This window comes from Polaribacter sp., assembly GCF_965656025.1.
Taxonomy (GTDB): domain Bacteria; phylum Bacteroidota; class Bacteroidia; order Flavobacteriales; family Flavobacteriaceae; genus Polaribacter.
Genome location: NZ_CBFHJT010000138.1, coordinates 1 through 1,712, shown reverse-complemented (window position 1 = coordinate 1,712; position 1,712 = coordinate 1). Strand labels below are relative to the sequence as shown.

General features: G+C 26.3%; 2 protein-coding genes. Both read left to right on the top strand.

The features are described from left to right. The coding region (locus ACTG3S_RS14375; RefSeq protein WP_439130022.1) for an adenosylhomocysteinase at nt 1-209 on the top strand (209 nt) is incomplete at its 5' end. Nucleotides 210-635: 426 nt separating this feature from the next. Next, nucleotides 636-1,550, top strand: coding sequence for a hypothetical protein (locus ACTG3S_RS14370; protein ID WP_439130021.1), 915 nt, complete (start codon nt 636-638; stop codon nt 1,548-1,550). Nucleotides 1,551-1,712 lie beyond the last annotated feature (162 nt).

The following is a 1,712-nucleotide window of genomic DNA, read 5'->3' as shown; positions in this document are numbered from 1 at the left end:
ATCAAACATTGGCACAAATGGAGCTTTGGAACAATGCAGATGCTTACGAAAACAACGTATACATGTTGCCAAAGCATTTAGACGAAAAAGTAGCAAAATTACACTTAGAAAAAATTGGTGTAGAGCTTACAGAATTACGTAAAGACCAAGCAGATTATATTGGTGTTACTCAAGAAGGGCCATACAAGCCAGAGCATTACAGATACTAAATAGTTATTAGTTTTTGGTTGTTAGTTATTAGTAGTAGCTAAAGTTAAAAGCTAAATGTCATTTCGACCTTTTGGAGAAATCTCATAAAACTTATAAAACTCTTTCACTTGAGCTGAATTTATTTCAGTTTCTTTGAGAGAGTTTTTTTATTTGGGCGTTTTAGCAGGCTGGAATTTATCTTGAGCGAAAACGAAAGGCTACTCGCTTCACGCAAAAAAGTGTGAGAGCTAAAACAGGTTCTTTAATCCTTAACGCGAGTTCGTTAGTCTAAAAAAGATATTGTAATTTAGAAACAAGACAAAAATGAACGATTAAGAAATCTTATAAACTCGAAAAGCTTTGTAGGAAATAATAAAGTTTTTTTTAATACAATACTTGCAATAGTTTACGATAAAATAATAATTCTTATTTTTATCTTAAAAACTATGAAAACAATCTTTACAATACTTTGCTTTTTTTATTCAATAGTTTTATTTAGTCAATGGTCATATAGTTCTGGTAAAAGTGATTTTGATGGTAAATATAAAACAGCTTCAATAAGAGGTAGTGGAGGTGCTTTTCCATATAATAAGCCACTTTTAGTAGTAAATAAGTTTGCCGATAAAGAGTTAAGTATTTATATTACTGATTCTGGCTATTCTGGATGTGATTCTAAAATTGCATATTTTAAGTTTAATGGTGATGATAAAATTTATAAAACAGTATATATAGGAGAAGGTCCTAATAGTAATTCTTGGTTTATTAACTCATTAGAAAAGATCGATAAAATAGAACTATTAGATAAATTTATCAAACATAACTATGTTAGTGTAAGATTAAGAAGTAACTGTAATACTTCAGATTATAAATTTAGCTTATCTGGTTCTTCAAAAGCATTAAATTTTGTAACGGGCCATGGTTTTATAAAAAATTATATAAAAAATAAAGAAGCTAAAATCAAAAGAATAACTGAAGAAAAAGAGAGATTAAAGTTAAAAAGGCTAAAAGAGAAAGTAGAAGAAAAAAAAAGAGTTGATAGTTTAAATAATCTATTTACATCTAAAATTAATAAACAAAATAGCATTCCTATTGGTGATTTAAAAGATTTAAAAGAAAAGGTTAAATTTTTGCTCGAAAGTAATCTTTATCAAGAAAGCCAGTTTTATACAAATAAAACAGATATAAAAGTTTATAATAATATTTACGACATAGAATATAAATTTATCTTACCTAGAAGATCATTCATCGGAATAGATTCCAAATATAAAGAAAAGAATTACTATAAAACTCTTTATATATCTGGGCACAGTTTTTCTGAACTTTATATAAAGAAAGAAGGTGTTATGAAATTATTTAATTAAGATTTAAATAATAGTTCACCCTTTATTTAAAAAAATTACTATCATTCCTAAATAAGATTACTTCTTGATTCTTTTTTTAATCAATTTTGTTAATTACTTCTCTAAAATTAACATTTACCAATTCCTTTTTCTTGTAATTTTAAAGTGTGAAATCAGGAGAAA